At 54.1% G+C, this 22257-nt stretch carries 24 protein-coding genes; 8 read left to right on the top strand and 16 right to left on the bottom strand.

The features are described from left to right. Positions 1 to 167: 167 nt before the first annotated feature. From rseP to BJF95_RS19040, 8 genes are all read right to left on the bottom strand, one after another. On the bottom strand, positions 168 to 1289 hold the full coding sequence (rseP, locus tag BJF95_RS19005; protein ID WP_075640969.1) for an RIP metalloprotease RseP: 1122 nt from the start codon (positions 1287 to 1289) through the stop codon (positions 168 to 170). 146 nt (positions 1290 to 1435) lie between these two features. Continuing rightward, positions 1436 to 2278, bottom strand: a complete 843-nt coding sequence (locus BJF95_RS19010) for a phosphatidate cytidylyltransferase (protein ID WP_075640970.1) — start codon at positions 2276 to 2278, stop codon at positions 1436 to 1438. 6 nt (positions 2279 to 2284) lie between these two features. After that, on the bottom strand, positions 2285 to 3028 hold the full coding sequence (locus BJF95_RS19015; protein WP_075640971.1) for an isoprenyl transferase: 744 nt from the start codon (positions 3026 to 3028) through the stop codon (positions 2285 to 2287). A 146-nt stretch (positions 3029 to 3174) separates the two neighbouring features. Further along, on the bottom strand, positions 3175 to 3735 hold the full coding sequence (gene frr, locus BJF95_RS19020) for a ribosome recycling factor (RefSeq protein ID WP_075641159.1): 561 nt from the start codon (positions 3733 to 3735) through the stop codon (positions 3175 to 3177). 115 nt (positions 3736 to 3850) lie between these two features. Further along, positions 3851 to 4573, bottom strand: a complete 723-nt coding sequence (gene pyrH / locus BJF95_RS19025; RefSeq protein ID WP_075640972.1) for a UMP kinase — start codon at positions 4571 to 4573, stop codon at positions 3851 to 3853. Positions 4574 to 4779: 206 nt separating this feature from the next. Further along, positions 4780 to 5706 carry a translation elongation factor Ts gene (tsf, locus tag BJF95_RS19030; RefSeq protein ID WP_075640973.1) on the bottom strand — a complete coding sequence of 309 codons (927 nt, stop codon included), beginning with the start codon at positions 5704 to 5706 and terminating at the stop codon, positions 4780 to 4782. Positions 5707 to 6018: 312 nt separating this feature from the next. Next, on the bottom strand, positions 6019 to 6786 hold the full coding sequence (gene rpsB / locus BJF95_RS19035; protein WP_075640974.1) for a 30S ribosomal protein S2: 768 nt from the start codon (positions 6784 to 6786) through the stop codon (positions 6019 to 6021). A 183-nt stretch (positions 6787 to 6969) separates the two neighbouring features. Further along, on the bottom strand, positions 6970 to 7788 hold the full coding sequence (locus BJF95_RS19040) for a cell envelope integrity EipB family protein (RefSeq protein ID WP_075640975.1): 819 nt from the start codon (positions 7786 to 7788) through the stop codon (positions 6970 to 6972). A 118-nt stretch (positions 7789 to 7906) separates the two neighbouring features. On the opposite strand from BJF95_RS19040, the gene BJF95_RS19045 reads away from it, so the two are divergent. Genes BJF95_RS19045 through BJF95_RS19060 form a run of 4 tightly spaced genes read left to right on the top strand, consistent with a single transcriptional unit; the run spans position 7907 to position 10804 of the window. Further along, positions 7907 to 8377 (top strand): RidA family protein, encoded by a 471-nt coding sequence (locus tag BJF95_RS19045; RefSeq protein ID WP_075640976.1) that lies wholly within the window; start codon positions 7907 to 7909, stop codon positions 8375 to 8377. Then, the gene (locus BJF95_RS19050) at positions 8374 to 9102 is read left to right on the top strand and encodes a glycerophosphodiester phosphodiesterase (RefSeq protein WP_075640977.1); all 729 of its coding nucleotides are present in this window, start codon (positions 8374 to 8376) and stop codon (positions 9100 to 9102) included. Before BJF95_RS19045 ends, BJF95_RS19050 begins: the two co-directional genes overlap by 4 nt. Before the next feature lie 11 nt (positions 9103 to 9113). Beyond that, positions 9114 to 10322, top strand: coding sequence for a GNAT family N-acetyltransferase (locus BJF95_RS19055; RefSeq protein ID WP_075640978.1), 1209 nt, complete (start codon positions 9114 to 9116; stop codon positions 10320 to 10322). Positions 10323 to 10378: 56 nt separating this feature from the next. Beyond that, a complete protein-coding gene (locus BJF95_RS19060; protein WP_075640979.1) occupies positions 10379 to 10804 on the top strand; it encodes an HIT family protein in 426 nt (141 codons plus the stop codon). On the opposite strand, the gene BJF95_RS19065 is transcribed toward BJF95_RS19060, so the two are convergent. From BJF95_RS19065 to clpS, 4 genes are all read right to left on the bottom strand, one after another. Continuing rightward, entirely contained in the window at positions 10799 to 11131 is a 333-nt protein-coding gene (locus BJF95_RS19065) for an AzlD domain-containing protein (RefSeq protein WP_075640980.1), read from the bottom strand. The genes BJF95_RS19060 and BJF95_RS19065 overlap by 6 nt on opposite strands. Further along, positions 11128 to 11886 (bottom strand): AzlC family ABC transporter permease, encoded by a 759-nt coding sequence (locus tag BJF95_RS19070; protein WP_075640981.1) that lies wholly within the window; start codon positions 11884 to 11886, stop codon positions 11128 to 11130. Before BJF95_RS19070 ends, BJF95_RS19065 begins: the two co-directional genes overlap by 4 nt. A 198-nt stretch (positions 11887 to 12084) precedes the next feature. After that, positions 12085 to 14571, bottom strand: a complete 2487-nt coding sequence (gene clpA, locus BJF95_RS19075; RefSeq protein WP_075640982.1) for an ATP-dependent Clp protease ATP-binding subunit ClpA — start codon at positions 14569 to 14571, stop codon at positions 12085 to 12087. A gap of 10 nt (positions 14572 to 14581) precedes the next feature. Beyond that, positions 14582 to 14932, bottom strand: a complete 351-nt coding sequence (gene clpS / locus BJF95_RS19080) for an ATP-dependent Clp protease adapter ClpS (protein WP_075640983.1) — start codon at positions 14930 to 14932, stop codon at positions 14582 to 14584. A 509-nt stretch (positions 14933 to 15441) separates the two neighbouring features. Here clpS and BJF95_RS19085 point away from each other — a divergent pair. Continuing rightward, positions 15442 to 16707, top strand: a complete 1266-nt coding sequence (locus BJF95_RS19085) for a DUF2254 domain-containing protein (RefSeq protein ID WP_075640984.1) — start codon at positions 15442 to 15444, stop codon at positions 16705 to 16707. A gap of 93 nt (positions 16708 to 16800) precedes the next feature. Here the strand turns inward: BJF95_RS19085 and BJF95_RS19090 are convergent, their stop codons facing one another. The 3 genes from BJF95_RS19090 to cysE all read right to left on the bottom strand — a co-directional run bounded on the left by BJF95_RS19090 (position 16801) and on the right by cysE (position 18813). Further along, the gene (locus tag BJF95_RS19090) at positions 16801 to 17154 is read right to left on the bottom strand and encodes a phasin family protein (protein WP_075640985.1); all 354 of its coding nucleotides are present in this window, start codon (positions 17152 to 17154) and stop codon (positions 16801 to 16803) included. 188 nt (positions 17155 to 17342) lie between these two features. Continuing rightward, positions 17343 to 17546, bottom strand: coding sequence for a DUF3126 family protein (locus BJF95_RS19095; RefSeq protein WP_075641160.1), 204 nt, complete (start codon positions 17544 to 17546; stop codon positions 17343 to 17345). Between the two features lie 445 nt (positions 17547 to 17991). After that, entirely contained in the window at positions 17992 to 18813 is an 822-nt protein-coding gene (cysE, locus tag BJF95_RS19105; RefSeq protein ID WP_075640987.1) for a serine O-acetyltransferase, read from the bottom strand. Between the two features lie 73 nt (positions 18814 to 18886). On the opposite strand from cysE, the gene BJF95_RS19110 reads away from it, so the two are divergent. After that, positions 18887 to 19690, top strand: a complete 804-nt coding sequence (locus tag BJF95_RS19110; protein WP_075640988.1) for an enoyl-CoA hydratase-related protein — start codon at positions 18887 to 18889, stop codon at positions 19688 to 19690. Positions 19691 to 19696: 6 nt separating this feature from the next. Here BJF95_RS19110 and BJF95_RS19115 read toward each other — a convergent pair whose 3' ends face one another. Then, complete coding sequence (locus tag BJF95_RS19115; protein WP_075641161.1) at positions 19697 to 20482, bottom strand: alpha/beta fold hydrolase; 786 nt, start codon at positions 20480 to 20482, stop codon at positions 19697 to 19699. Between the two features lie 300 nt (positions 20483 to 20782). On the opposite strand from BJF95_RS19115, the gene BJF95_RS19120 reads away from it, so the two are divergent. Beyond that, on the top strand, positions 20783 to 21028 hold the full coding sequence (locus tag BJF95_RS19120) for a zinc-finger domain-containing protein (RefSeq protein ID WP_075641162.1): 246 nt from the start codon (positions 20783 to 20785) through the stop codon (positions 21026 to 21028). Positions 21029 to 21053: 25 nt separating this feature from the next. Beyond that, positions 21054 to 22220 (top strand): FAD-dependent monooxygenase, encoded by a 1167-nt coding sequence (locus BJF95_RS19125; RefSeq protein WP_075640989.1) that lies wholly within the window; start codon positions 21054 to 21056, stop codon positions 22218 to 22220. The last annotated feature ends 37 nt before the right edge of the window (positions 22221 to 22257 follow it).

Raw genomic sequence — 22257 nt, forward strand, 5'->3', positions numbered from 1 at the left:
CCTCGGTCAAAAAACCGACTCCGGTACTTTGGTGGTTTTAACCGCTTTTGCTCTACAAGCAAGGTCGCGGGTTAATTTCCATTTACTTCGTTTCAATTTGCGGCAAATTCACCACGACCAATTTGAAACATCGTAAACAAATCCTTTCGATCAATGCAAGCCGTAACCTACCCAATCAATCGACTAATATCATTCCAAGTCGCAAACACCATGAGCGAAAGAATCATGACCATTCCAACTCGGAACGCAATCTCCTGCGCATAGGCACTTACCGGCTTACCCCGAACTGCTTCAATCGCATAAAGGAATAAGTGTCCGCCATCAAGCACCGGAATGGGCATGAGGTTAAGTAAACCGATGGAAACAGACAGAACAGCTGCCAACTGCAGCAATGCGGCCACACCTAAGGTCGCAACTTGGCCGGAAGCCTGCGCCACACGGATAGGACCGCCGAGCTGATCGGCATTCATGTGGCCGGCCAACATGTTATGAATATAGTCGTATGTGCCAGCCACAATGTTCCATGTCTGCTGAACACCCTCTTTTATTGATTCGACCACACCGAGTTTTTCCACACGAAAATTACCGCTTTTGGCCGTGGTCATTATGCCGATCTGGCCAACTTCCATTTTATTGCCAAAGCGATCCGTCGTTTCAGTGCGGCGCGGCGTCAGCGTCATGTCGATATTTTGGTCACCGCGTTTTACAGTCACGACAATCGGCACTTCAGGCCGAACACTGACATAGCGCACAACATCGTCAAAGGTTTTGACCCGGCTGCCATCGAGCGCAAAAAGCACATCGCCCGGCTCCACACCCGCCTCTGCCGCAGCACTTGCAGGCTTGACTTCGGCCACAACTGGATCAGAAACGGCCTTGCCGTAGATGCTGAACGTGACCGAAAAAATTAAAATTGCCAGCAGGAAATTAGCAATTGGTCCAGCGGCCACGGTCGCGGCACGCTTCCAAAGCTTTGCACCGTTTAGCGTTCTGGCGCGCTCTTCGCTCGACATGGCGTTCAGCTCGGCCGTATTGCCCTTGCTGGACGCATCCGCATCACCAAAGAATCGGACATAGCCGCCGAGCGGGATCAGGCTCAATTTCCAGCGGGTACCGTGGCGATCATTGAAGCCAATAATTTCTGGGCCGAATCCCAGCGAAAACGCAAGAATACGAATGCCAGACCAGCGGCCGACCAGGTAATGCCCCATTTCGTGTACGAACACGATCAGGGAGAGAACCAAGACGAAAGGGACAATGTACCCAGTCAGGAAACCGAAAATAGCCATAAGCCCGCTCACTTTTCCACAGCCCTCACGCCAAACATCTTATCTTGGCAGTGTTAAAGCACAGCTGGAGGCTTCACGCCAGATCAAAGCGCAAAGCCGCTATGCGGCTGATAGGATGGATAAAAATCAAGCACTTTGATTTCGGATCACTTCCCGACAAAACCAAAAAGCAAACCGCCAATAGAATCAGTTAACCCGCTGCCACTGGCCGCCAGCGACATGGCGATGATGAATGCGCCAAAACTGGCCGTCGCCAGGCCATCGACGCGGTCCATGACACCGCCATGGCCGGGAATGAGATGGCTCGAATCCTTGGCACCAAACCGACGCTTGATGAAGGATTCGAAAAGATCGCCCATTTGACTGAGCACGGATAACGCCAAAGCGAGAAGCGGAATCCACAGACCGGAGACTGAAAAATAACTGAAAGCGACGATGTAGCCACCTATTACGCCTGCAATTGTGCCACCAATTGCCCCTGACCAGGTTTTGCCGGGGGAGATGCGCGGCGCAAGCTTTGGCCCGCCCAATGTACGCCCAACGAAATAGGCGAGTATATCTGTGCTCCAGACGATCACGAACACAAACAGCATGGCAACAAAGCCAAGGGCATCATCATCGCGAATGGACGCAAGAGCGACGATACAGGCACCGGAATAGAGAACACCAGCCGATAGCCACCAGGACCATCGCCAGATAAAGGTCGCCAATATCAGCGTAACGGTAAATCCTCCCAGCAGCGGGAGGCTGAGGGTCATATCACCGACCACCACATTCAGCGCGATCACCGCCACCGAGAACCAACCGGCCGTAGCCCCGCGAATGCTGTTCTCAACAAGGCCGGTCATGTGCGACCATTCCCAAAATACCGTCAGACCAATGACAGCGGCGAGGCCAGCAAAATAAAACCCGCCAAGCCATGTGGCTGCCAAAACGACAACCAGCATGACAATAGCGGACAGAGTACGGAGCCTAAGTTCACGCGTCATTGAAACTCACGAGCCTGCGACGGAAACGGGTGGATTAAGGCCACCAAACCGCCTGTTGCGGGAGGAATATTGCGCAAGGGCTGCCAAAAAATTATCCTTGCCAAAATCCGGCCAATACTCGGGCACGAACATCAGCTCCGAATAGGCCGATTGCCACAAGAGAAAATTGGACAAGCGCTCTTCACCACTCGTGCGAATGATCAAATCGGGGTCGGGAATGCCAGCAGTGTCCAGACGTGCAGAAATCGCTTCTTCTGTCACGCCATCGTCTGCCACGTCCCCTGAGCGTATATCGCGCACAAGAGCGGCCACAGCGCGGGTGATCTCGTCACGCGCGCCGTAATTGAAGGCAATCACCAGCGTCATGCCGCCATTGTTGCGAGTCTTTTGCTCAGCCTCGATCAACAGGTTGAGGATGTCGCTTTTGAGGTTGGCTCTGTCACCAATTACCCTCACCCGCACATCGCGCGCGTGCAATTCAGCTAGATCACGACGAACAAAGGTTTTCAGCAATCCAAAGAGATCTATGATCTCGGTTTCGGGTCTGCGCCAGTTTTCCGAAGAGAAGGCAAAGAGGGTCAGATATTTAATGCCGACATCCCCCGCCGTGCGCACAACGGTATGAAGTGTTTCCATACCCTGCCGGTGGCCATAGGCACGCGGCATATTGCGCGCATTCGCCCAACGTCCGTTGCCATCCATGATAATGGCAACATGTTCTGGTAAGGCGGGAGACATAAAACTCGTCATATCAGGTCCTGCATTGACGGCTCAAATCGGGCACCAATGGCTGCTTATAGCATGGCGTTCAACTGGTCTCAGTTGAACAATAACCTACATGCTGAAAACGAAGGATAAAGCGCGGCTCTGCTTTATCCAACAAACCGCGCCGCGCTTTAGACGTGCATGATTTCCTTTTCCTTTTCGACAAGCAAGCGGTCGATATCGGAAATCGTATCATCGGTCATCTTTTGCACCTTATCAGACAGAGAGCGGGCATCATCCTTACCGATGTCGCCGTCTTTTTCTGCCTTCTTCAGGTCGTCCATCGCGTCACGGCGAACATGGCGCACGGCAACCTTGGCATTTTCGGCATAGCCATGGGCAACCTTGACCAAAGACTTGCGGCGCTCTTCGTTCAGTTCAGGCAAAGGAATACGAAGATTCTGGCCATCCACAATCGGGTTCAATCCGAGATTGGATTCGCGAATGGCGCGATCCACCGCGCTCACCATGCTTTTATCCCAGATCGAAACGCCCAGCATGCGTGGCTCTGGCACAGTGATGTTGGCAACCGTGTTGAGCGCCACACGCGATCCATAGGCCTCGACCATGACCGGATCGAGAATGTTTGGCGAAGCGCGGCCGGTGCGCAACGACGCAAGGTCGTTCTTGAATGCATTGATTGCGCCATCCATGCGACGCTTCACATCATTGAGGTCAATACCAACTGTCATGTCGAAGTCTCCGTAAACTCTTGTGAGCTTTTTGTTCGTCTTGTCGGGAAACGCGGCGAACCGCCCTTCCTCGCAAACTTTCATCGCGTCTTGAAAACGTTAAATTGGGTCGGTGTCAATCGTCGCTGACAACCGTTTTCAATCCACCGCCGGCCAGAATTTTACCAAACTCGCCCTTTTCATGAATTGAGAACACGATAATTGGAATATTATTCTCGCGTGCGAGTGCAACAGCCGTCACATCCATCACCGCCAGGCCTTTTTCAAGCACTTCGCTATGGGTCAATCTATCGAAGCGTGTGGCGTTTGGATCTTTTTTGGGGTCTGCCGAATATATCCCGTCAACCTGCGTGCCTTTGAAGATCGCCTGAGCGCCAATCTCCGCACCCCGAAGGGTGGCCGCCGAATCAGTGGTGAAAAACGGATTGCCTGTGCCACCCGCAAAAATCACCACCCGGCCTTGCGACAAATGATGAATGGCTGCGCGCTGCGAAAAACTCTCACAGATCTCCGGCATGGCAATGGCCGACAAGACAACCGTTTCAACGTCTTGCTTGCGCAATGATGTTGCCAGCGCCAAGGCGTTGATCACCGTGCCCAGCATGCCCATGTGGTCGCCGGTGACACGGTCACCGCCCTTGGAGGCCACAGCGACACCACGGAAGATATTGCCGCCGCCAACCACGACGCCAACTTCGACGCCCATGGCACGTGCCTCTGCGATGTCGGATGCGATTCGATCTGCGACCGCAACATCAATGCCGAATCCTTGGGAGCCCATCAGAGCTTCTCCAGAGGCTTTGAGAAGAACGCGTGTGTAAAGGGGTTTGGAGGTCATGGTCTCTCCTGAAATGGAACTCAAAGCTGTCAGGTTCACATTGAGCCTGGCAGCCTCTCGATTCTTGTGTGGTCGTTTGTCTGTCTGGAAAACCGGGGACCACTTTTCTCTGACAAACTCTCAATGCCGGATACACGAAGGGCATCGCGTTGTCACGCGATGCCCTGAGTTTTCCCATGCTAGGAGCGTTTTACGGTAAAGACCGATCAGCCCTTGGCGACAGCAGCAACTTCGGCTGCGAAATCGCTTTCTTCCTTCTCGATGCCTTCACCGAGCAGAAGACGCGCCATGCCGACAACTTCAATCGCGGCACCAGCTTCTTTTTCAGCTTCCTTGATAGCAGCGCCAACTGTCAGGTCAGGGTTGACAACGAAAGCCTGCGACAGAAGAGCAACTTCTTCGAAGAACTTGCGCATACGGCCATCAACCATCTTTTCAATGATGGCGTCTGGCTTGCCGGATTCGCGAGCCTGTTCGATGAAGATTGCGCGTTCGCGCTCGGCAACAGCCTGATCAACTTCTTCAGCGCGGATGGCGAGTGGGTTGGTTGCAGCAATGTGCATGGCAACCTGACGACCAATCGAGGTCAGAACAGCCTTGTCGCCAACGGACTTCAGAGCAACGAGAACGCCGAGCTTGCCGATGCCGTCGCCAGCAGCGTTATGGATGTAGGTGGCAACAACGCCATGCTCAACTTCGAGCAGGGCGGCGCGGCGCAGAGCCATATTCTCGCCGATGGTGGCAATTGCGTCCTTGATGGTGTCAGTGACCGATTTGCCGGTTGCTGGGTAGGTTGCAGCAGCAATGGCGTCTACAGAGCCGTCTGTGCCCAGAGCAACGTTGGCAACGCCACGAACGATATCCTGGAAGGAATCATTGCGGGCAACGAAGTCTGTTTCAGAGTTGACTTCAACCACAACAGCCTTGTGGCCAGCGCCAGCAATACCGATCAAGCCTTCGGCTGCGGTACGGCCAGACTTCTTGTCGGCCTTGGAGATGCCCTTGGCGCGGAGCCAGTCAATGGAGGCTTCCATGTCGCCATTATTTTCAGCCAAAGCCTTCTTGCAATCCATCATGCCTGCGCCAGTCATTTCGCGCAGTTGCTTCACCATTGCAGCAGTGATCTCGGTCATTGTTTGCCTCTTGTGTCTGTTCATGGGCGGGCCAGCCAACAGAATCTGTCACCAGCACCCGGACTGGGCACGACTTGTACCCGGAAATGTTACACCGTGATGAAACCCTGTCATCACAAAGATCAGGCAGATGCTCTCTGCCGATCCGCTCAGTGAGCGAAAGGAGCGGGCCGCCACACAGTCTAATCCTGAGGTGGCGGCCCATCAATCCGTAGAACCTATCATATCTCTATAAAATCAAGGATATGTTCTATATTCTTACCATAATGGATAAAAGAGGGCGGGCTGGTGACAGCCCGCTCTCCTCACTCATTAAGCTTCGGCAGAACCTTCGAGCGCAGGCTCAACAGGTGCTTCGAAAGAAGCGCCGATGTCACGGCCCGAAGCGCCCTGCTGACGAGCAATACCATCGATGGCAGCGCGCGAAATCAGGTCGCAGTACAGAGCGATGGCGCGCGATGCGTCGTCATTGCCTGGGATCGGGAAGTCGATCAGGTCAGGATCGCAGTTCGAGTCGATGATAGCAACGACTGGAATGCCCAGACGCTTTGCTTCGTCGATGGCGATCTTTTCCTTGTTGGTGTCTACAATCACCATCAGGTCAGGGGTGCCGCCCATATCACGGATACCGCCAAGAGCCTTTTCAAGCTTTTCGCGTTCGCGCTCAAGGTTCAGGCGCTCCTTCTTGGAATAGCCCTGTGCTTCCGAATTCAGGATCTCGTCGAGCTTGCGCAGACGCTGGATCGAATTAGAAATGGTCTTCCAGTTGGTCATCATACCGCCGAGCCAACGGGAGTTGACGTAGTACTGAGCCGAACGCTTTGCAGCATCCGCAATCAGGTCAGACGCCTGACGCTTCGTGCCAACGAACAGAACGCGGCCACCACGAGCAACAGTGTCGGAAACGACCTGAAGGGCGCGCGACAGCATAGGAACTGTCTGAGCCAAATCGATGATGTGGATGTTGTTACGATCGCCGAAGATGTACGGCTTCATCTTTGGGTTCCAGCGATGAGTCTGGTGACCAAAGTGAACGCCAGCTTCCAGAAGCTGACGCATGCTAAAATCAGGCAATGCCATGCCTTTTCTCCTTTTCCGGTTTAACCCCCATGAAGCAAACAGCGCTCTTTGCAGAGACGCCACCGGGCGGAACCATTCGGATTTCTCCCGAACAATCCCAAGCTTCACGTGTGGAATGCCGGTCGCCATATAGCGGTTTGACCAGCAAATCAAGGCTAAGACATCAAAAACCCACGCATGACGCTATTTTTCCGCATTGCAGGTCTCAGCCGGCAGCATTTCCAGCTTCGAGAGGTTGCCCGTCAGAATCACGTCGCCGTAATCCAGCGTAAGATCGCGGGTAATGCCATTGTCATAGAGATTGAACGACTGGGTATAGATTGGCAACTGATCGCCGGACGACTTGTCTTCATAATAGGCAATGGAAACAGGCCAATAGCTATGGCCAGACAGCGGGTCTTTGCTATCTTTGCCAAGGGTTTCGGTTTTCCCCAGCACCGTGGTCGTCAGATAGCTTTTGTCGCCATCTTCCGTGCCATCAAAAATGCGCGTTTCAAAAAAACGATTACCTTTGCGGGCATGATCAATCATTTCAAGCACGTGCTGGCTTGGGAAAAGCGCCTTGGCCAATTGCAATTCACGCTGCTGCGGCTCTTTCAGCTCCACCTGCATGCCATTGGCCTTGCCCATGGCAAAGCCTTTCACATCCTTGTCCAGCTTGTCATCGGTAAAGGATTTGCTTTCAAAATCAAAACGGCTGGCCCCGACATTTTCAAATGTCTTGATCTGCTGATCGGTGACGCTGACCTGATCGCCGGTTTCAATCTTGGTCACGAACCGAAAATTAGTTTTATAGCCGGTACAGGTCGAACCGTTGAACTCATAGACCATGCGTCCGCTCATATCATCAACACCTGATTGATCCGTCGCTTTTTTCAGGCGGATGTCATAGGTGGCGCGGTGAGGGGCAAGAATCGTCGGCGTATGCGGATCAACCTTCACAGGTGTCATTGCCGTGTTAGCAGTGAGTGCCAGAACAAGGGCCAAGGTCGCCTGCGGCATGCATAATCTCCTGTTGCAGTCCAAAACAATGCTATAAGAACTGAGTTGTCAAAAGCGAGGCAGTTCCGCCTCACATACACGTTTATCACCACGTTTCAGTCGAATACGGGATTTGATCATGTCCGACACCATTGATAGCCGCCTGACCACCCTTGGCATCACCCTGCCAGTTGCTGCTACACCTGCCGCAAATTACGTTTCTTTCGTCATCAGTGGCAACCTCCTCTATCTTTCGGGCCAGTTGCCCATGGAGAATGGCAAAATTGCTGTCACCGGCCTGCTGGGTGCAGACGTTGAATTGGCAGACGGCCAGCGCGCAGCTGAGCTTTGTGCCATCAACATTCTCGCACAGGCCAAAGCCGCATTGGATGGTGATCTTTCGCGAATCGTCAAGGTCATCAAGCTCAATGGCTTTATTGCCTCCGCGCCGGGCTTTACCGATCAGCATCTGGTGATGAATGGTGCCTCCAATCTGATTGCCAATGTGCTTGGCGAGGCTGGCAAACATGCCCGTGCCGCCGTCGGCATGGCTGCCCTGCCCTTGAATGCGGCAGTTGAAGTTGATGCCATCATGGAGATCAGCCTGTGATTGACGCAAGCTGGATCAAGGATGTTCCTGTTGCCCATCGTGGCTTTCACGACCAGAACAAACTGGTTTGGGAAAACACGCTCTCGGCGGCAGCGCGTGCCGTGGACGCTGGTTTTGCCATTGAGTGCGACCTGCAATACACCACCGACAGCGTGCCCGTGGTGTTTCATGACGACGACATGCAACGCCTGTGCAATATGACCGGAGACGTGCGTGACCGCACCGCAGCCGAATTGAAGCTGATGTCGATTGGCGGCACCAAGGACAAGGTGCCCACGCTGAAACAGCTGCTGGATCTGGTCAAGGGTCAGGTGCCGCTGATTATTGAACTCAAGGGTCGGCTGGGTAACGACGAGGGCTTTGTCGAAGACGTGCTCGACGTTCTCGATGGTTATCAGGGAAAAGTCGCCCTGATGAGCTTTGACGTCCACCTGCTCAAAGAGTTGAAGGCGCAAAACTGCCCCTATCCTGTTGGCTTGACGGCGGAAGGCACAAAGCCCGAAAGCTTCTTTGCCCATGATGAAGCAATGCAACTGGGATTGGATTTCATTTCCTATTGCGTAGCGCACTTGCCCAACAGCTTCATTGAAGCCCAGCGGCAGAAAAACATTCCCGTGATTACATGGACAGTCAGGGATGAAATCATGCGGGCGCAGACCTATAAATATGCAGATCAGATGACGTTTGAAGGGTTCGATCCCAGAGACCCGGTCGTCACTGCGTAAGTTGGAGCCGCATGACCGAGGAAGTCACAATCAGGGTCGAGCAGTCCTTTAAGGACATTGCACAATCTGCCTGGGACAGGCTTTCCGGTGCCAGCAAGGCATCGGAAAATGCCGCCTATAATCCTTTCAACAGTTGGGCCTATCTTTCATCTTTGGAGGAATCTGGCTCGGCCACCGCCAAAACCGGCTGGATGGGCCACCATCTTTTGATGGAAAGCAGCTCCGGCCAGCTTTTGGCGGCCATGCCCTGCTATCTCAAAAACAACAGCCAGGGCGAATACGTGTTTGACCATGGCTGGGCCGATGCGTTTGAGCGCGCCGGTGGGCGATATTACCCCAAGCTTCAAGCGTCCATTCCGTTCACACCCGCAACCGGGCCTCGGCTGATGGTGGCACCCGGCGTGGATGCACAAAGCGCTTATGCCGCCCTGTCGAGCGGATTGGCGGAGGTGGCAAAGCAACTGGGCGTATCATCCGCCCACGTGACCTTTTTGCCAGACAACGAATGCGCGAGCTTTGAAGCGTCCGGTTTTCTGCCGCGGACCGATCAGCAGTTTCACTTTATCAATGAAGGATATGCCGATCACGATGCCTTTTTGGAAACGCTGGCCTCGCGCAAACGAAAAACGCTGCGCAAAGAACGTCGCTCAGCGCTTGAAAACGGCATTACCATTGATTGGTTGACCGGCAAGGACCTGACCGAGGATATCTGGGACCAGTTCTTCGGCTTTTACATGGACACTGGCAGCCGCAAATGGGGCAGGCCTTACCTCACCCGACAGTTTTACGCGCTGATTGGCGAGCGCATGGCCGATGATATTTTGCTGGTCATGGCCAAACGCGAGGGGCGTTACATTGCCGGTGCCATCAATTTCATTGGCTCCGAGGTGCTGTTTGGTCGCCATTGGGGTTGTATAGAAGACCATCCATTTTTGCATTTTGAGGTGTGTTATCATCAGGCCATTGATTTCGCGCTGGCCAAAGGCTTGAAGAAAGTTGAAGCAGGCGCACAAGGCGAGCATAAGCTGGCGCGCGGATATCAGCCCGTGACCACCCACTCAGCCCACTATATTTCTCACCCCGGATTGCGACGCGCCATTGCCGACTATTTGGAGCATGAACGCCGTGAAGTTGCCCATGCGCAGGAAATTTTGGGCGACCATACACCCTTTCGAAAAGGCGAGCGCCAACCGCGCGATGGCGAAGAATTTGACGGTTGACCAACAGTACCGACAGCATCACAGACAATATATCGATAGAGAATGAGGAGACCCGCATGAGCATTTCGGCCTATGATCCCGACAACATCTTTGCAAAAATCATCAAGGGCGAGATTCCATCGGTCAAACTCTATGAGGATGACGATACGCTGGCGTTTATGGATGTGATGCCGCAGGCTCCCGGCCATCTTCTGGTGATTCCAAAGCAGGGATCACGCAATCTGTTGGATGCCGATCCGGCCGTTTTGGCAAAGCTGATCCCTGTGGTGCAGAAATTGGCAGTTGCCGCGCAAGAGGCCTTTGATGCCGATGGCGTCTATGTGGCGCAATTCAATGAACCGGCCGCTGGCCAAACCGTATTTCACCTGCATTTTCACGTCATTCCCCGTCATGATGGCCTGCCCTTGAAGCCGCATGTGGGTGGCATGGAGAATATTGACGTGCTGAAGGCCAATGCCGCAAAGATCATTGCGGCTTTATAAAAACGCCAAGCCAAGTGCCAGCAGACCAAGCGAAACGGTCACACCCACAATGATGCGTTGCCCTGCCACGAGAAAGGCCACAAAGCCAAGACTGGTGGCCGCAAGGCGCAGCCACAGCGGTGACGCTGCCAGTGCCCCGGTTGGAAAAACAATGAGTTTGGCGGTGACGGCCATCACCAGAGAGGTGGCCACCGCCCTCACCCAATAGAGAGGCTCCGAGCCTTCTTGCAGGCGGTTTCCGGCGATCACGCCCAGCCAGCGCCACAGATCGGTGGCAAGCCAACCGGCCACGATAATCACCACAAAGGGCCAATAATCCGCCATCATGCACCTTCCTGCGCCAACACAGCTTTGGCGCGCCCGCGAATGAAAACGCGATCAATCAGATAGGCCAGAGTTCCACCGCCAATCCCGGCAATCAGAATGTCAAATCCGGGAACGATAACAGCCAGCAGCGGGCCGGACACGATGCCGATGACAAAGGCAACCTTCACCACCGTTTGGCGGCCGGTTGCCCAGATGGAAGCGACAAAATAGACCGGCGTAAGAAAAAACAGCACGCCCGCAACAAGAGGCGGGAATGTTGACACCAGACTGTAGCATATGCCCACCAGTATCGTGTTGACGGCCACCAGTGTCAGACCAAATCCGGCAAAGAAAGCAATGCGGCCTTCGCGCGGAATGGTCTTCAGATTGGCCATCGCGAATACCCAGGCGGTGATGGCGACAAAATGAGACAGGATCAGCAGCAGCCAGGTTGGTGTTTTGCTGTCGCGCATTTCCGGCACCAATGATGCCACCATTGGCATCATACGGATCGACGATAGCGAGACGGCCAAAAAACAGGCCAGCAGACTGGCACCGCTGCTCATCATGCCAATCAGAATCATCTTGGCAGGCAGCGCCCAGATAATCGCCGTCATAAACATGGCTTCGCCGCGACTAATGCCACTTTCAACCGCAAAGGCGCTAAAACCCACAAACGACACCATGAGGATCATGGCAGGGATACTGAAGAGACCACGCATGCCAATCAAAAACCAGCGGAGCTGCGGGCGGGCCTCAAAAAAAGACGATGACATCAACAAACCTATCAAAAGACAATGCCGGGCAGCGTGCCCGGCATTGTTGATTTTCCATCACTCGTGTTTCGACTCCAACGCTTGGTTCCCAAGCATCGGCCCGAAACCCTAGCTTATCTTTTGTTTGTGTTCAGGATTCACAAACGCTTGACGACTGCCACCGGGAATCAAGCGTTTGATCCAGAAATCTATGGACGCTTATTTCTTCTTCGGAACCTTCGGCACGGAGCTTTTCTTTGCCGATGGCTTGATTTCGTTCAAGGCCTGAACCTCTGGCTCAGCCTTTGCCTTTTTTGCTTTCGGCAATGGCTTGGTCACAACGTCACCATCATCGTGCATGGCTTCGATCTGCTCGGCCTCCGGCTTTGGCGCAACAGGTGTTGCATCCGACACGCAATCCAGCGTCAAGCCGTCTGTTCCGTCATCCTTCGTGGCAACGCCAACCTTAACCAGACCGCCCTTCTTGAGTTTGCCAAACAGGATCTCATTGGCCAAAGGCTTCTTGATATGCTCCTGAATAACCCGACCCAAAGGACGTGCACCCATTTTTTCGTCATAGCCCTTTGTCGCGAGCCATGCCACGGATTCTGGCGACAATTCGAATGTGACTCCACGGTCAGACAATTGCGCTTCCAGCTGCATGACGAACTTCTGAACCACCTTGTGAATGACTTCACTTGGCAGCGGAGCGAAGGGAATGATCGCATCCAGACGATTGCGGAATTCCGGCGTGAACAGGCGGTTAATGGCCTCCTCATCTTCACCGCTGCGCTTGGACGAGCCGAAGCCAATGGCAGATTTTGCCATTTCCGAAGCGCCCGCATTGGTTGTCATGATCAAAATCACGTTGCGGAAATCGATCTTCTTGCCGTTGTGATCCGTCAAAGAGCCATGATCCATAACCTGCAACAGGATGTTGTAGATATCCGGATGAGCCTTTTCGATTTCGTCAAGCAGCACCACGGAATGCGGATGCTGATCAACACCATCAGTCAACAGGCCGCCCTGATCGAAGCCAACATAGCCGGGAGGTGCACCAAGCAGGCGCGACACCGTATGGCGCTCCATATATTCCGACATGTCGAAGCGCTGCAACTCGACACCGAGGGACGAAGCCAGCTGCTTGGCGACCTCGGTCTTGCCAACCCCGGTGGGGCCTGAGAAGACGTAAGAACCAATCGGCTTGTTTGGCTCGCGCAAACCAGCACGCGCCAGTTTGATGGCTGTGGACAGCGCTTCAATGGCATCATCCTGACCATAAACCACCGAGCGCAGCTCCTGCTCGAGATTGGCCAAAACCATCTCGTCGTCCTTTGACACCGTCTTGGCCGGAATGCGGGCCATGGTGGCAATGGTCACTTCGATTTCCTTTTCAGTGATCAGCTTGCGCCGACGCGACGCTGGCAACAGCATCTGGGCCGCGCCAGTTTCGTCAATCACATCAATGGCTTTATCCGGCAGCTTGCGATCGCTGATATAGCGCGCCGACAGCTCGACGGCGCTCTTGATCGCCTCATTGGTATAGCGCAGCTTGTGATATTCCTCGAAGTAAGGCTTGAGCCCCTTCATGATCTCAATAGCATCATCAATCGATGGTTCATTGACATCAATCTTCTGGAAGCGACGCACAAGTGCGCGGTCTTTTTCAAAGAACTGCCGATATTCTTTATAGGTTGTCGAACCGATACAACGAATGGCACCAGAGGACAGAGCAGGCTTGAGCAGGTTGGACGCATCCATAGCCCCACCCGATGTTGCCCCTGCGCCAATCACCGTATGAATCTCATCGATAAACAGCACGGCACCGGGATAATCTTCCAGCTCCTTGACGACCTGCTTCAAACGTTCTTCAAAATCGCCGCGATAACGGGTGCCGGCCAGGAGCGTGCCCATGTCGAGCGAGAAAATGGTGGCATCCGCCAAAGCTTCCGGCACCTTGCCTTCAACAATGCGCTTGGCCAGACCTTCGGCAATCGCGGTTTTGCCCACGCCCGGATCACCCACATACAGCGGGTTGTTCTTGGAGCGGCGGCAAAGCACCTGAATGGTGCGGTTGACCTCGTTATGGCGGCCAATCAACGGATCAATCCGACCCTTCTTGGCCTTTTCATTGAGATTAACGCAATAGGCCTTCAAGGCATCCGGCTGCTTCTTGGCCGGGCCTTCTTCGTGATCGCGATTGGGCTTGTTGCTGGCTTCGCTCTCTTCTTCCACGCCGCGTGGCGGGCGTGACTGAGAGGTGCCAGGCCGCTTGCCAATGCCGTGGGAGATGTAGTTCACCGCATCATAGCGGGTCATTTCCTGCTCTTGCAGAAAATAGGCCGCATGGCTTTCGCGCTCGGCAAAGATGGCCACCAGCACATTCGCGCCAGTCACCTCTTCGCGGCCAGACGATTGCACATGGATGACCGCGCGCTGAATAACGCGCTGAAAACCCGATGTGGGTTTGGAATCTTCGTCATAGCCAGTCACCAGATTGGCCAGTTCGTTATCGACGTATTCGCTCACTGTTTTGCGTAAAACATCAAGATCCACATTGCACGCCCCCATAACAGCGGCGGCATCGGCATCTTCTATCAACGCCAGCAGCAAATGCTCGAGAGTTGCATATTCGTGATGACGCTCATTGGCAAAAGTGAGAGCCTGATGCAGCGCCTTTTCCAGGCTTGGAGAAAATGTTGGCACGGTCAGATCCTCATTTCTTTTCCATGACGCATTGCAGCGGATGTTCGTGCTGCCGTGCGAAGTCCATGACTTGGCTTACCTTGGTTTCGGCGACCTCATAGGTGAAGACGCCGCATTCCCCTACCCCGTGGTTATGCACGTGCAGCATGATGCGGGTTGCTGCTTCCCTGTCCTTTTGAAAAAACCTCTCCAGTATATGTATCACGAACTCCATGGGCGTGTAATCGTCATTCAGGATGAGAACACGATACAAGTTCGGCTTTTTGGTCTTCGGCTTTGTGCGCGTGATGACAGACGTGCCCCGATTGGGTCCGTCTCCACCATTCCCCGGCCTTTGCATGACGATCGGTTGCGCGATCATTTTCAATATAGTCTCCCGACACCCGGTCTTTTTGGCAGAATCCGAATCTGCAGGACGTTAACCTGTCCATAAGGTAGTTCATTTGTCGACGATTTTAAGCCCATTGCCCATCACTTCAAACAGAATTGCGCAGCCTCATTTCGAAAAACCTTAAGACACTGCAACTTCATCGTCTAACTTTCATTTTTTTCGGCTCGTTCACGCTATCCGTGTTTCATCCAGCGTGCCGCGATGTCCTCATGAAAGATAGGTTTTAATTTACATCCTTCAAGCGAAAGCCCCAATTGCAATTGGGCCCATGCAAAACAATCTTGTGATACGAAATTTAGCAGGCCTTCACTGTCCGAAGCTGACCAATAAACACAACGGCTGTGCAAGATGGTTCTGGTCGTGGCGCTGTTGCACGTTACATTGAGCGCAACCCTCACAGGATTTTACAGCACAGCGGGTTTGATCAAGCGCTCCTCCAGACACGAAAAATCGCAAGAGAGCGATGCAGGAAGAAGAATATGATTTCAAAATGGCGATGGATTGCACTGCGGTTTGTAAAAAGGCTCTGGTTTCGCCCGGCAATCTTTGCCCTCATCGGCTTAGCAACGGCGCTGTTTTCCGTGTTTTTCTCGCCACAATTGCCGCCATCGCTGGCGGGAAAAATCGGGGCCGACGCGGTGGACGGCATCCTCAACATTCTCGCCACCAGCATGTTGACGGTCACCACATTCTCCCTGACCACAATGGTTACCGCCTACGGCTCCGCCGCAAGCAACGCGACGCCGAGGGCAACACGCCTTGTGGTCGAGGATTCCACAACACAGAATGTGCTGGCCACCTTCATTGGTGCCTTCCTGTTCAGCCTAGTCGGCATCGTCAGCCTCAGCACCGGGGCTTACGGAGACCAAGGCCGCGTTATCCTGTTTGTGGCAACCTTGCTTGTCATTGCCGTCATCGTGCTGACATTGCTGAAATGGGTTGATCACCTTTCGCGCCTTGGCCAGATGATAGACACAATCGGGCGGGTCGAAGCCGCCACAGCCAACGCGGTCAAGGCGCGGCAGGGCAATCCTTATCTTGGTGCCTTGCCGCTGCCCAAGGACTTGGCAAGCGACATTTCCGGCTTCACCATCCATGCGCAATCCATTGGCTATGTGCAACATGTTGATGTCGGCACGTTGAACATGATCGCCCAGGCGCACAATACTGTGCTCGACCTCCTCGCCGTCTCCGGGAGTTTTGTCGGACCCAACCGCCCCATTGCCAGACTTGGTGTGGCTGTAGACGATGACGCGATCGCCTCCATCCAAGGCGCATTCACCATTGCTGAGACCCGCTCCTATGAGCAGGATCCGCGTTTTGGCTTTTGTGTTTTGTCTGAAATCGCCTCACGGGCCCTCTCACCTGCGGTGAATGATCCTGGCACCGCCATAGATGTCATCGGACGCGCGGTTCGCTTGCTGGTGATGATGCAGCCAGACGCCGAAAAAAAAGCAGACCCTGAACAGGAAACACCTGACGTTGCTTTCCCCCACGTTCGCGTTCCAGCGCTTAGCATTGAAGACCTGTTTGCAGACGTGTTTGCGCCAATTGGTCGCGATGGAGCCGCGATGATCGAAGTTCAAATCCGCCTGCAGAAAGCGTTCGTCGACCTTTCGTCTTGCGGTAACGATTTCAAACGGGCGGCAAGAACACAGTCCCGGCGAGCGATGCAACACGCCGAAAAAGCAATCGTGTTAACCGAGGACTTTGAGCGGCTGAACGGCATTCGAGCCTATATATGAGTGCCCGCACCCGTAAAAATAACGCAGCAATTGCAAACAAAAAACGGCCGCCCGATAAGGCGGCCGCTCTGTCTAGCAATCAATGCTTATATATTATGCAGCAGGCGCGACAGGCGCAGGCTTCGTTGCTTTTGCAACAGGCGCTTCATAAGGCTTGTAAGCTGTCTTGGCCAAATTGGCATACATTTCGCCAATCTTGGTTGCTTCGGCAACAAAGGATTCGTAGGAGGTCTTGGCGAATTTCGTCTGCAATTCAACCACGGTTTCGATGCTGCGCGCAGCTGTGAGCTGCTCGACAAAGCTGGTCAATTCCTGAACCGACTTCTTGGAATATTCAGTCGCTTCGGCCGCGATCGACTGAAAGTTTTTGGTCACTTCCGCATAGTTTTTGACGGCCGTGTCCATTGCTTCCTTGCTCTTCTTGCTGGCTTCTTCGATATTGATCATGCGAGCACTCCTTTTCCTCTTGCTTCGACCACTTTAGGGCATTTCCCTAAAAAAGGTCAAGTGAATTTGTGCGACGCACCATATCTCAAAAGTTGCAATTGTCAAAAAACAAAAAGGGCGTTCACATCCATGAACACCCTTCTCGACACGATATAGCCAGATATTTCAATTAGTAACGCAACGCGTGATTACAAATCCACGTCAAGAATGGCCATCGAAAAATTGTAGGAAAGATCGCCATCTTCATCATCTTTGAAAACGACGCCGAGAAACTCTTCGCCGACATAAACCTCTGCCGAGTCATCCTTGCGCGGACGAGCCTTGACAACCATGGTTGGATTGAAGGTACGCTTGAAATAGGCGTCCAGCTTCTTGATTTCGTCTGCTTTCACACATGTCTCCATCGGTCTTCCACAGCGCAACGGCGTGCGACAGCCGCAAAGCGGCACTGTGTTTTTTAAAATTCCAGCACAATCATTACCAACCGGAACGATCAGCAACGTTACGCCATGACTGCATAAGCCTTCAACCAAGGCAGCGCCAAGGCAAAAATCACACAGAAAATCACATTGCAGCGCTATGCATTTCGCAAATCACATAAAGCACACTGCAACATTTATACACGCTGCACCATTTTCTCCTGCGATGCACTTTGGTGCAGGACGTGATGCCGTGGCTTGCGGCCACACATCTGCATCAAAGCCAATGCGAAACACCACAAGCGAGCCGCTTGTTGCACGGGCCAAACGACCATGTAAAGCAGCGAATGCACACAACCGCGGCATTACCCAAATCTATCTGCCTCTGTTTCAGCAAAACAATTGCCGCAGCATTCCATCACACGCCAGCGACCATCTGGTCCATGGAGCGTGCGGGTTCTGCACAGCCGGCCTCGCCAACCACCTTGGCAGGCACACCGGCCACAGTCTTGCCTGGCGGCACCGGCTTTAACACCACAGAGCCTGCAGCAATGCGCGAGCAGCAGCCGATGTCGATATTGCCAAGCACTTTTGCGCCCGCGCCAATCAGCACACCATTGCCAATCTTCGGGTGACGATCTGCCCCTTCTTTGCCGGTGCCACCCAAGGTGACGCCATGGAGGATGGACACATTATCGCCAACGCGCGCAGTCTCGCCCACCACCAGACCTGTCGCATGATCCAGAAAGATCCCGCGTCCAATGAAAGCAGCCGGATTAATGTCGGTTTGAAACACGCTGCTTGAGCGGCTTTGCAGATAGAGCGCAAAATCGCGACGGTTGTTGTTCCAAAGCCAATGGGCCAGCCGATGGGTTTGAATGGCGTGAAAGCCCTTGAAGTAAAGTACGGGCTCAATAAAGCGGGTGCAGGCTGCATCTCGGTCGTAATAGGCCTGAATATCAACGCGGAGAATCGAGCCCCACTCCGGCCAATCCTGAAGCATTTCATCAAACGTCTGACGCAGCAGCGCGGACTGCAAATCGGGGTGATCCAGCCTTTCGCAAATGCGATGGATAACGCAATCTTCCAAAGACCGATGGTTCAGCACCGTCGAATACAGAAAAGCTGCCAGCAAGGGATCTCTATCCGCGGCACACCGCGCCTCTTGCTTCAGCGTATCCCATATCGGGTCCATTGGCTTGATCATCTCCCGCTTCGCAAGATCGGTCTTGGCCGCCATGGCAATCTCCTCATTGACGTTCGCGCTCCAATATATAGATCATATGTCTCTGAGACCAGATGGGAGCTGAAAAATGAAACAAGCGCGCATATTTGGTGGCGGTGGTATCCGTGCTGCCGGGCAAAATGGCATTGGCGCTTTGATTTTTGATAATCCAACCCGCAAAAATGCCATCACCAAAGCCATGTGGCGCGCCGTTCCTGATGCTCTCGATTGGCTTTTGGAAGACGGCCAGATCCATTGCATTGTCATGACAGGCGGCGGCCAAAAAGATTTCAGCGCCGGAGCCGATATTTCTGAGTTCGCCACAGAGCGCGCCACGGCCGTTCAGGCCCGCATGTATGAGGCGGAAAACAGCGCGGCGTTCACCGCACTCCGCGAGGTTCGCATTCCGGTGATTGCCTCTATTCGCGGCGCTTGCTACGGCGGTGCCTTTGGTTTCGCAGCAGCAGCAGACCTTCGCATTGCCGATGACACCGCCGTTTTTTCCATTCCCGCCGCCCGTCTGGGCCTCGCTTATCCGGCAGATGCGGTTGCCGACTTGCAGCGGGGCTTGGGAAGCCAAATGGCCAGACACATGTTGTTTACCGGAGCCGCCCTGCCCGCCAAAGAGCTTTTGGCCTGCGGTTTTCTCAGTCAGGTTGTTGTACCATCGGCTCTGGAGGGGGCTGCCTTTTCACTTGCGCAGACTATCGCCGCCAATGCCCCACTTTCTGTCTCGGCGGCCAAGCTTGCCCTACGGGCCAGTGAAAGCGAAGATGAAAACCTGCTCACCGAAGCGGCCGTGCTGGGAGCTGCCACCTTCGAAAGCGCAGATTACCTTGAAGGCCGCACCGCATTTCTCGAAAAGCGGCCTCCGGTTTTCAAAGGTGAATAATCCCCCTCAAGGCTGATCGAGTTCGCGATAAAAGTCGAGTACGGCGGCCTTGAACACGCGGTCGCCGACAGCCAGCATATGATCGCGATTGGGAATATCGACGGCGCGGGCATTGGGCATCAACGCGGCCAGTTCCTGCGCCGATCCGGCGATATCATCCTTTGTGCCAACGCCAATCAGGGTTGGCACGGTGAGGCGTCCAAGTTCTTCGCGCGTTACAAGATCGCGCGATGTGCTGATGCAAGCGGCAAGGGCTAGACGATCACTGCCGGTCTGCTCGGCAAAGGCCCGAAACATTCGACCACGCTCATGGCTCACCACGTCGAGCGAAGGTGCCAGAAGCGCATCAGCAATCGGATCCCAATCACCAACGCCATCGCACATGCCTATACCCAGACCACCAAACACCAAGGATCGAATGCGCGTTGGAAAATCCAGCGCCATAAACGCCGAAATACGCGCGCCCATGGAATAGCCCATCACATGGGCCTGTGCGATGCCGAGATGATCCAGCAAAGCTGCCGCATCTGACGCCATGTTTTCGGGATGATAAACCTCTGCCTCATGGGGCTTATCACTTTGGCCATGGCCGCGATTGTCCAGCGCAATCACCCGGTAGCCTGCATCTGCGAGTGTCTTCAGCCAGCCCGGATGAACCCAATTGACCATGGCAGAGGATGCAAAGCCGTGAATCAACAAAACTGCGGGAGCGGATGGATCGCCCTCATCAAAATAGGCAAGAGACAGCCCATCATGGGTAAAGCGGGAAAAAGCAGGCGCATTCAAGTTCATGGCAATCAATCCGTCAGTCAGGCCATCATCAGGCATAGGGGAAAAATTTTTCCCAACGATAGTGCACCTGCTGCCGCCCGCAAGCCCAACACCTTGAAAAACTGTGGGGCGCTTGCTGCATTGCCACTACACTTTTGCAAAAAAGAGGGCTAATGTCCGCTCACCCCGTTGAGGCGGCCTGCTAGGGCTGCATGTGAAAACATGACAGCTACGCACTGCCGCAACTGTTTTCATCTTCTGCAAAACCCGGCCCTGAACGGTGTTGGCAATTTTGCAATTCAAGGCATTCGGAGCATAGACATGGCCGGTCATCACATTCCCCATTTCCAAAATGATGGCGGACACCAGGTTATCGAAATTGGCGTGAAGGAATTCATGTGCACGGGCGCTTCCGTTCCGTTTGACCATCCGCATATTTTCATGGATCTGGGGCAGGACAACGAAAAAGTCTGTCCTTACTGCTCCACACTCTATCGCTACAACAGCACCTTGAAGGCAACCGAGACCGTACCGGCGGGTTGCGTATTTCACGTTAAAGCAGCCTGATCTCAGTCAGGCAGACGGATTTTTCATGTCCACGAAAGCCGTGGCAATTGTTGGCGGTGGCATAGCTGGTCTTGCCGCTGCTCTTTGCTTTGCCCGAAAGGGTATTTCGACTCGTATTTTTGAAAAAAGCGCTGCCCTTGAAGAGGTCGGCGCGGGCCTGCAACTGACGCCCAACGTCACCTGCATTCTGGATCAACTGGGTCTTTTACCAGCTTTGAAAGAGCTGTGGTCTGAGCCCGATGTCGTGGCGCTCGCGTCAGGCTTGACCCTGAAACGATTGGGCAGCGTGCCCGTGCGCGACACTGCAAAGACCCGCTGGGGTGCACCTTACGCAGTGCTGCACCGGGCAAGTTTGCAACGGGTGCTGGCCAATGCCGTTATGCAAAATCCGCTTTGCGCGCTCACATTGGATCAACAGGTCGAAAGCCCGGATGCGCAAGTGCTGCGTGATCCGTGCTCGGGCAAGCGACCGGATCTGTTGATTGCTGCCGACGGTGTGTGGTCACGGCTGCGCAATTTCGTGGCCGGTGGCCCCGACGTGACATTTTCCGGCAATATTGCCTGGCGCATGACCATCCCTCAACATCAGGCACCCGCCTTTATTGATCGCGGGACCGTTACAGCCTATCTCGCCCCCAAGGCGCATCTGGTCACCTATCCCTTACGGGAAACCGAGAGTATCAACATCGTTGCCATTAGCAGCGGCGTAGACGCATCCGAGGGCTGGGCCGCACAGGCCGGTGCCGAGCAACGAGCGCTGCTGGAGAAATCGTTTCACGGATGGAACAGCGCAATACGGGATATGCTGCTGAAGGCTGAAAATCCAACGTTCTGGCCCTTGTTCGAGGCGGGCGTTGGCCGCTGGCACAATGACAAGGATCTTATGCTGATCGGCGATGCCGCCCATGCCATGATGCCATTTTCAGCCCAAGGCGCAGGCATGGCGATAGAGGATGCCTATGAACTGGCCAATCTTGTGGCGGCCCTGCCCGTTGAACAAGCCCTTGCGCAGTTTGAACAGCAGCGCTCTGCACGCATCGCGATGGTGCGCAAACGCGGCAATTTGAACAAATTCGCCTATCACGCCGCCGGTCCTTTCAGAATTGGCCGCGACGTGCTTTTGCGCTTGCGCCCGCCCGCCAGCTTTGCACGCGATCTGGATTGGCTCTACGGGTACCGCGCACCCACCTGAAACCTTCCCGACGCTGTTTTCAGATCGTATTTGTCGC

It is taken from the genome of Rhizobium oryziradicis, from assembly GCF_001939045.1.
In the GTDB taxonomy this organism is placed as follows: Bacteria; Pseudomonadota; Alphaproteobacteria; order Rhizobiales; family Rhizobiaceae; genus Allorhizobium; species Allorhizobium oryziradicis.

Coding starts and splice junctions, on each gene's coding strand:
- BJF95_RS19060 (WP_075640979.1), top strand. CDS start 10,379: ATGAGCATTTCGGCCTATGATCCCGACAACATCTTTGCAAAAATCATC.
- cysE (WP_075640987.1), bottom strand. CDS start 18,813: ATGGCGGCCAAGACCGATCTTGCGAAGCGGGAGATGATCAAGCCAATG.
- clpS (WP_075640983.1), bottom strand. CDS start 14,932: ATGATCGCGCAACCGATCGTCATGCAAAGGCCGGGGAATGGTGGAGAC.
- BJF95_RS19015 (WP_075640971.1), bottom strand. CDS start 3,028: ATGACGAGTTTTATGTCTCCCGCCTTACCAGAACATGTTGCCATTATC.
- BJF95_RS19055 (WP_075640978.1), top strand. CDS start 9,114: ATGACCGAGGAAGTCACAATCAGGGTCGAGCAGTCCTTTAAGGACATT.
- BJF95_RS19010 (WP_075640970.1), bottom strand. CDS start 2,278: ATGACGCGTGAACTTAGGCTCCGTACTCTGTCCGCTATTGTCATGCTG.
- rpsB (WP_075640974.1), bottom strand. CDS start 6,786: ATGGCATTGCCTGATTTTAGCATGCGTCAGCTTCTGGAAGCTGGCGTT.
- BJF95_RS19125 (WP_075640989.1), top strand. CDS start 21,054: ATGTCCACGAAAGCCGTGGCAATTGTTGGCGGTGGCATAGCTGGTCTT.
- BJF95_RS19070 (WP_075640981.1), bottom strand. CDS start 11,886: ATGTCATCGTCTTTTTTTGAGGCCCGCCCGCAGCTCCGCTGGTTTTTG.
- rseP (WP_075640969.1), bottom strand. CDS start 1,289: ATGGCTATTTTCGGTTTCCTGACTGGGTACATTGTCCCTTTCGTCTTG.
- frr (WP_075641159.1), bottom strand. CDS start 3,735: ATGACAGTTGGTATTGACCTCAATGATGTGAAGCGTCGCATGGATGGC.
- tsf (WP_075640973.1), bottom strand. CDS start 5,706: ATGACCGAGATCACTGCTGCAATGGTGAAGCAACTGCGCGAAATGACT.
- BJF95_RS19045 (WP_075640976.1), top strand. CDS start 7,907: ATGTCCGACACCATTGATAGCCGCCTGACCACCCTTGGCATCACCCTG.
- BJF95_RS19040 (WP_075640975.1), bottom strand. CDS start 7,788: ATGCCGCAGGCGACCTTGGCCCTTGTTCTGGCACTCACTGCTAACACG.
- BJF95_RS19110 (WP_075640988.1), top strand. CDS start 18,887: ATGAAACAAGCGCGCATATTTGGTGGCGGTGGTATCCGTGCTGCCGGG.
- BJF95_RS19115 (WP_075641161.1), bottom strand. CDS start 20,482: ATGAACTTGAATGCGCCTGCTTTTTCCCGCTTTACCCATGATGGGCTG.
- BJF95_RS19085 (WP_075640984.1), top strand. CDS start 15,442: ATGATTTCAAAATGGCGATGGATTGCACTGCGGTTTGTAAAAAGGCTC.
- BJF95_RS19090 (WP_075640985.1), bottom strand. CDS start 17,154: ATGATCAATATCGAAGAAGCCAGCAAGAAGAGCAAGGAAGCAATGGAC.
- BJF95_RS19065 (WP_075640980.1), bottom strand. CDS start 11,131: ATGATGGCGGATTATTGGCCCTTTGTGGTGATTATCGTGGCCGGTTGG.
- BJF95_RS19120 (WP_075641162.1), top strand. CDS start 20,783: ATGGCCGGTCATCACATTCCCCATTTCCAAAATGATGGCGGACACCAG.
- pyrH (WP_075640972.1), bottom strand. CDS start 4,573: ATGACCTCCAAACCCCTTTACACACGCGTTCTTCTCAAAGCCTCTGGA.